Below are 7295 nucleotides of genomic sequence, written 5' to 3'. Positions count from 1 at the left end.
GCCCAGGAGACCGTGCCGGCCCGCAGCGCGGCCAAGGTCAGCGGCAGCGCCGTCGTCAGGGCCCGGGACTCGGCCAGCAGGGCGCCGGCGCTGCGTTCGCTGACCGTCAGGACACACGCGACCTCGGCCACCAGAGCCATCTCCTGCGCGGCGCGGTCCCGCGCGGACGGCGCCGGCGGGGCCAGGAACCTGGCCGCCTGAGCGTAGTCGGCGGCCAACTGAACCTTCAGCGCCGCGGTCCGGGCCTCCAGCCGGGCCACCTCGGCGAGCCCGTCCAGGCAACCGTCCGCCAGACGCCGCAACGGATCCGCGTCCGGCGAAGAATCGACGGCAGGCGGATCGGATCGGTCAGCGCCCGCTCCGGCCAAGGCAGCCAGCACGGCAACGGACGCGGCGACGGCCTCCACGGCCGCCCCGCTCTCCGCACTCAATGCTGTCCTGCTCTCCGCTGTCCTGCTCTCCACACTCAGATCATCTCAGGAGCCACCGACAGAAATAGCGACATCGGCTGTCCCAGAGCGTGAGCATTAACGTGAGCATTAACCTGAAGGACACTCCCGCGCGTCCGAAGCCACCTGAACGACGGGAGCCGGAATCCTTAGCAGCCGGTCAGGTGCCGCTTGGGCCTGTCCTGACGGTAGAGGTAGCGCCCGGCTTCGCGGAAGCCGGCGCGGGCGTACAGCTCACGGGCACCGGCGTTGGAGGCCATGACCAGCAGCCAGTACCCCGCCAGGCCGCGGGCCCCGCCCTCGCGCAGCAGCGCCCGGACCACCCGGCCGCCATAGCCCCGGCGCCGTGCATCCGGCCGCGTTGCCATGCAGTACAGCCCGCCCCACCCGTGCCCGGACGGGCCGGTGTTGGGCAAGGCGAGGCGTGCGACGGCGGCCGGCGCCCCGCCGTCGTCCCGGACGAGGGCGTACAGGGACGGGCACCCGGCCAGGATGCGGCGGGCCACGGCGAGCTCGTCCGCTCCCCCGCGGCCGTCGACGCTCCACCACAGCTCCAGCCATTCCGCCGACGGCTCGGCGGAGATTTCCACGGCAGGTCCGGGGCTGCCGGAATCCGGGCCGGGCACGGACTCCGCCCAAGGGCCGCGGACCAGGACCAAGGTCTCGGACTGCCGGGTGAACCCTTCGTCATCGAGCATCGCGTGCAGCGCCGCATGGGGCGGGCCGTCGAAGACTTGGAAAATCAGCGGAAGCCGGCGGTTCCGGTACCAAAGCCGGGCCTCCCGGAGCGCGGCCAGCAGCCGGTGCGGGTCACCATCGCCGGGATCCCGCGCCCAGACCGAGTTTGCCCGTTGCGTCACGCCGGAGGCCGCCCGCAGCACCCAGCCGGCCGATTCCTCCCGTTCGGCAGCCGGCCACGCGGCATCCATCAGCCCTTCCAGCCCCGGAATGGCCAGGAGGTTCGCTTCGGGGCCCACTTCCGGGCCCGCTTCGGGCATCGGGTTCAGGTCCATCGAGGTTCTCCGTCCGGAACAGTTGCGGCCGATCATGACAGCGGAAGGGGCCCTCCGGTTGCCCGGGGAGCCCCTGCCGCTACGGCTGATGCTTCCAGCCTGGTTTTGCCGTCCGCGGCCTACTTGGCCTCGGGCTTGAAGTCGACGCCGGCTTCCTTGCGCTGCTGCGCCGTGATGGGAGCGGGAGCCTGGGTCAGCGGGTCGAAGCCGCCACCGGACTTCGGGAACGCGATGACGTCGCGGATGGACTCCACACCGGCAAGCAGGGCAACCACACGGTCCCAGCCGAACGCGATGCCGCCGTGCGGAGGAGCACCGAACTTGAAGCCCTCCAGCAGGAAGCCGAACTTGGTCTGCGCGTCTGCCTTGTCCAGGCCCATGAGCTCGAAGACCCGTTCCTGGACGTCGCGCTCGTGGATACGGATCGAGCCGCCGCCAATTTCGTTGCCGTTGCAGACGATGTCGTAGGCGTAGGACAGCGCCGACTCGGGATCGGTGTCGAAGGAGTCCATGAACTCGGGCTTGGGCGAGGTGAACGCGTGGTGCACGGCGGTCCACTTGCCGGCGCCGACGGCGACGTCGCCGGAGGCAACCGCGGCGGCGGCGGGCTCGAACATCGGCGCGTCCACGACCCAGCAGAAGGCCCAGTCAGCGGGGTTGATGAGCCCGGTGCGGTGGCCGATCTCGACGCGGGCAGCGCCGAGGAGCGCACGGGACGGGGTCTTCTCGCCGGCTGCGAAGAAAATGCAGTCACCGGGCTTGGCGCCGACGGCGTCGGCGAGGCCAGCGCGCTCGGTCTCGGTGAGGTTCTTGGCGACGGGACCGGCGAGTTCGCCGTCCTCCTTGTAGAGCACGTACGCCAGGCCCTTGGCGCCGCGCTGCTTTGCCCATTCCTGCCAGGCGTCGAGGGCGCGGCGGGCCTGGGAGGCGCCGCCGGGCATGACGACGGCGCCGACGTAGGGCGCCTTGAAGACACCGAAGTTGGTGTCCTTGAAGAATTCGGTCAGCTCGGTGAGCTCCTGGCCGAAGCGCAGGTCCGGCTTGTCCGAGCCGTAGCGGGCCATGGCGTCGTGGTAGGTGATGCGCTGGATCGGCGTCGGGATCTCGACGTCGATCAGCTTCCACAGGGCTTTGACGATGTTCTCGCCCAGGCGGATGATGTCGTCCTGTTCGACGAAGCTGGCCTCGATGTCCAACTGCGTGAATTCCGGCTGGCGGTCCGCGCGGAAGTCTTCATCGCGGTAGCAGCGGGCGATCTGGTAGTACTTTTCGAAGCCGCCCACCTGAAGGAGCTGCTTGAACAGCTGCGGGGACTGCGGCAGCGCGTACCAGGAACCCGGGGCCAGGCGTGCGGGGACCACGAAGTCGCGGGCGCCTTCCGGCGTCGAACGGGTCAGCGTGGGGGTTTCGATCTCCACGTAGCCGTCCTGGTGGAGCAGTTCGCGGGCCACGCGGTTGGCTTCCGAGCGCAGGCGCAGGTTGCGGGCGGGGCCGGGGCGGCGCAGGTCCAGGTAGCGGTGCTTCAGGCGTGCTTCCTCGCCCACCTCAACGTGCTCGTCGATCTGGAACGGCAGCGGATCCGAGGTGTTGAGGATGGTGACCTTCTCGGCCATGACCTCGATCTCGCCGGTGGGAAGCGCCGGGTTCTCGTTGCCTTCGGGACGCTGGGAGACGGTGCCGACGATCTGCAGCACATACTCGTTGCGCAGTCCGTGGAAGACCTCTTCTTCGCGGACCACAACCTGGGCGACGCCGGACGCGTCGCGCAGGTCAACGAATGCGACACCACCGTGGTCACGACGCCGGCCGACCCAGCCGGCGAGGGTTACGGTTTGTCCAATGTGCTCGGAGCGAAGTGATCCGAGGTCATGTGTGCGCAGCACAGCACGCCTTTCTGAAGAAGACAGAGGGAAAATCAAAAGCGATATCAAAACAATGACGTTCTAATAGGATCGCTACGGGAACGATCCCGTTCGAGTTTACCCGTTGGAAAGGCCCCTTCCGCCATGGCAACCCGGCACAACGGAACCCAGCCCGGTGACCAGCCCCCTGGTCAGCCCCGTGATCAGCCCGGCGGCCGCCCCGCCCCGCAGCGGCCACACCAACGGCTGCAGCGCCGGCTCGGCGTGTTCGATTCCACGGCAATCGGCCTGGGTTCGATGCTGGGCGCCGGCGTGTTCGTCGTGTTCTCCCCCGCCGCCGCCCTGGCCGGGCCGCTGCTGACACTCGCCGTGGCCGTGGCCGGCGTCATCGCCTACTGCAATGCAGTCGCGTCGGCGCAGCTTGCGGCGAGGTACCCCGCCAGCGGCGGCACCTATGTGTACGGGCGCCGGCAGCTCGGCCAGTGGCCCGGCTTCATTGCAGGCTGGGGTTTCATCACGGGCAAGACGGCGTCCTGCGCGGCGATGGCGCTGACGTTCGGGCACTACGTGGCGCCGGCCTATGCCACGCCGCTGGCGGTCGCCGGCGTCGTCGCCCTCACAGGAGTTAATCTGCTCGGCATCACGCGGACCGCGTTGCTGACCAGGATCCTGCTGGCTGTTGTGTTGGCCACGCTCGTCTTCGTCGCCGTGGCCTCCCTGCTCGGTCCGCACCCGGCGGGCGCCCCCGCGGTGTCGGCGGCGCCGGCGTACCCCGCGCCGCCTTCCGGCGGCTGGGGCGTCCTTCCCGCGGCGGGGCTGATGTTCTTTGCCTTTGCGGGCTATGCGCGGATCGCGACCCTGGGTGAGGAGGTCAAGGATCCCGCCCGTACCATCCCGCGGGCCATCCTGGCCGCACTGGCCGGGGCCTTCGTGATCTACCTGGGCCTGGCCGCACTGCTGCAGTGGCACCTGCCGCCGCAGCAGCTGGCGGGTTCGACGGCGCCGCTGCTGGACGCGGTGGAGGCCTCCCGCCTCAGCGGCGGAGTCCCGTTCGTCCAGGCCGGAGCGGCGGCCGCCTGCCTTGGCGCGCTGCTGGCCCTGATCACCGGGGTCGGCAGGACCACTTTGGCGATGGCGCGGGAACGGGACCTGCCCGCCCCGCTGGCCAGGGTGGGCCGCGCCCGCAGCGTCCCGTTCACGGCGGAACTGGCCGTCGCGGCCGCCGTCGTCGTCCTGCTGTTGAGCACCGATGTGATGACCGTGGTCGGATTTTCCAGTTTCGGCGTACTGGTCTATTACGCCGTGACCAACGCCGCGGCTTTCACGCTGTCCGGCCGCCCCTGGCATGCGCCGCGCTGGCTCAATGTGCTGGGCTTGCTCGGCTGCCTGGTCCTGGCCGTCACCCTGCCGCCGGCCTCCGTGCTGTTCATGGCCGCGGTTCTGGCGGCAGGGGTGGCCGGGCGGTTCCTCGTCGTGCTGGTGCGCAGGACGCGGGACAACAACGGGTCTGCCCGGAAGACCTAGCGCGCGGCGATGACGCGCACGTGCAGGTCCTCCTCGGAGGGCGTCCACGCGGCCGGGTCGGCGTCGTACTGCTCGCCAGTGCGGATGTCCTTGACCTGGTGTTTGCCGTCGTCGTCGGTGAACCAGACAAACGGAATGCCGCGACGGTCGGCGAACTTGATCTGCTTGCCAAACTTCTCGGCCTTAGCGGCGACCTCCGTGGCGATGCCACGACTCCGCAGCTGCGCCGCGACATCCTGCGCGGCAGCCCAGCTGTCGTCGTTGTTGAGCGTCACCAGCACGGCGGTCGGCACGGAGCGCGTGGCCTTGGCCAGGTCCTGACTCAGGATCCGCGATACCAGGCGGGTCACGCCGATCGAGAGGCCAACGCCGGGGAACTTGCGGTTGCCTTTGCTGGCCAGGGCGTCGTAGCGGCCGCCGGAGCAGATCGAACCCAGCTGCTCGTGCCCCACCAGGACGGTTTCCACCACGGTGCCCGTGTAGTAGTCGAGGCCGCGGGCGATGCTGAGGTCGGCTACGACCCGTCCCGGCGCGTGCTGGACGGCGGCCGCAATGACCTGCTCCAGCTCGTTCAGGCCTTCCTCCAACAGCTCGTTGGTGACGCCCAGCGCCCGGACCTGCTCCACGAAGGACGTGTCCGTGGTGCGGATGCCCGCGAGCTTCAGGGCAGCCTGCGCCTGATCGTCGGTGGCGCCGAGTTCCTCCTTGAGCAACTCGGCCACCTTCGCCGGCCCGACCTTCTCGAGTTTGTCGATGCTGCGCAGGACGCCCGCGGTGTCCGTGAGACCGATCCCGGTGTAGAAGCCCTCGGCCAGCTTGCGGTTGTTGATCCGCAGCAGGAAGTCGGGGATGGGCAGCGCGTTGAGCGCCTCGGCAATCACCAGGGCGATTTCGACGTCGTACCGGAACGGCAGTTCGCCATCGCCGACAACATCGATGTCCGCCTGGGTGAACTCGCGGGCCCGTCCCTCCTGGGGACGTTCGCCGCGCCAGACCTTCTGGATCTGGTAACGGCGGAACGGGAACGCCAGGTAGCCGGCGTTTTCTACGACGTACCGGGCGAAGGGCACGGTGAGGTCGAAGTGCAGGGCAAGGGCGTGCGGGTCAACCTTGGCAGCGGTGTCCGCGTCCTCGTCCTGGAGCCGGCTCAGCCCGTAGACCTCTTTATCGATTTCCCCCTTGCGCAGCAACTGGCCCACCGTCTCCACGGCGCGGGTCTCGATCGAGGAGAAACCATGGAGCTCGAAGGTCCGGCGCAGCGTGTCCAGCACATGGAGTTCCACCAGCCGCTCCTCGGGGAGCCACTCGGGGAATCCTGACAGGGAGGCTGTGCGTGCCATGGTGAAATTTTCTCCTCTGGTTACCACTGCGGTATCTCGTTGCTACTGCAGTATGTCTGGGCGCGGGCGTCAGGCGGCATTCTCACTGTCGAAACGTGACGAAGATAAGCGGCAGACCGGCCAGTCGTGCATAAACTGTGTGCGGCAGTCAGTTTATGCGTTCGGCGCCCGCTTCTTCCAACGGAGCCGGCCCGGCGGGGCTGCCCGCAGCTTGCTGCTGCTACCGCGACGGCGCCTACGGCCCGTTATGGTGGCGGCCATACAACCAGGAGGACCTTTGGCGGCCAGTTCACGCAGCGCACGCGAGGCGAAGCGGCGCGTCCAGCAGATGGAGGCAAGGCGGGGCCTGCGCCGGGACCAGGACAAGCGCCGCAAGCGCGACAACGTCGTCGCCGTCAGCGCCGGCACGGCGGCAATTGGCCTGGCCTTGGTGCTGCAGCTGACCGTCTTCGCCTCCAACCCGACCGAAGAGGAGTTCGCGGCCGTGCAGGAGGGACTGAACAGCCCGTCGGCATCCGCTACACCCACAGCGGCCCCGACGAATGGCGCGAACATCCCCAAGCCGGAGACCGCCGCGGGCAAGACGTTCACGGGCGAGCTCAAGCTCAACCGCGGAACGCTCGGCGTCGAGTTCGACGGCACGAAGGCCCCCCAGGCCGCGGCGGTCTTCAAATCCCTTGCCGACCAGAAGTTCTACGACGGCGTCAGCTGCCACCGGCTGACCACGGCCGAGAACTTCGGCGTACTCCAGTGCGGTTCCAAGGCCGGCGACGGCAGCAGCGACCCGAGCTACACCTGGGGCCCGCTGGAAAACACCCCGCCGGACAACAAGTACCCCGCCGGAACGATCGCCGTGGCCCGGACTGGCGGGAACGCCAACGGCAACGGCACCCAGTTCTTCATTGTGTACAAGGACACAGTCATTCCAGCGGATGCCGCCGGCGGCTATACGGTGGTGGGCAAGGTGACCTCGGGGCTCGACGTGGTGGGCGGTATTGCCGCCGCCGGACTGAAGCCTGGCGACAACGCCACCGACGGCGCACCTGTGGAACCAGTCACGATAGACTCGTTCTCACTGAAGTAACCAGCCGCGGCCCTAACGGCCGT

5 protein-coding genes and 1 pseudogene are annotated in these 7295 nt (G+C 68.9%); 2 read left to right on the top strand and 4 right to left on the bottom strand.

Features of this window, described 5'->3' with window-relative positions; genetic code table 11:
* The 3 genes and pseudogenes from AC1DXI_RS09790 to aspS all read right to left on the bottom strand — a co-directional run.
* Positions 1–431, bottom strand: a pseudogene (locus AC1DXI_RS09790) (HNH endonuclease signature motif containing protein); the annotation flags it as partial.
* A 167-nt stretch (positions 432–598) separates the two neighbouring features.
* Entirely contained in the window at positions 599–1462 is an 864-nt protein-coding gene (locus AC1DXI_RS09785; RefSeq protein ID WP_476938428.1) for a GNAT family N-acetyltransferase, read from the bottom strand.
* Between the two features lie 119 nt (positions 1463–1581).
* Positions 1582–3345, bottom strand: coding sequence for an aspartate--tRNA ligase (gene aspS, locus AC1DXI_RS09780; protein ID WP_476938427.1), 1764 nt, complete (start codon positions 3343–3345; stop codon positions 1582–1584).
* Positions 3346–3468: 123 nt separating this feature from the next.
* Between aspS and AC1DXI_RS09775 the strand changes: the two genes are divergently transcribed.
* Positions 3469–4848: an APC family permease gene (locus AC1DXI_RS09775; RefSeq protein ID WP_476938426.1), complete on the top strand. Its 1380-nt coding sequence runs from the start codon at positions 3469–3471 to the stop codon at positions 4846–4848.
* On the opposite strand, the gene hisS is transcribed toward AC1DXI_RS09775, so the two are convergent.
* Positions 4845–6188, bottom strand: a complete 1344-nt coding sequence (gene hisS / locus AC1DXI_RS09770; RefSeq protein ID WP_476938425.1) for a histidine--tRNA ligase — start codon at positions 6186–6188, stop codon at positions 4845–4847. The genes AC1DXI_RS09775 and hisS overlap by 4 nt on opposite strands.
* Before the next feature lie 277 nt (positions 6189–6465).
* Between hisS and AC1DXI_RS09765 the strand changes: the two genes are divergently transcribed.
* Complete coding sequence (locus tag AC1DXI_RS09765; protein ID WP_476938424.1) at positions 6466–7272, top strand: peptidylprolyl isomerase; 807 nt, start codon at positions 6466–6468, stop codon at positions 7270–7272.
* The last annotated feature ends 23 nt before the right edge of the window (positions 7273–7295 follow it).

The sequence above is a fragment of the Arthrobacter sp. P1_H7 genome, assembly GCF_056405215.1.
This window is presented reverse-complemented; position numbering and strand designations above follow the sequence as displayed.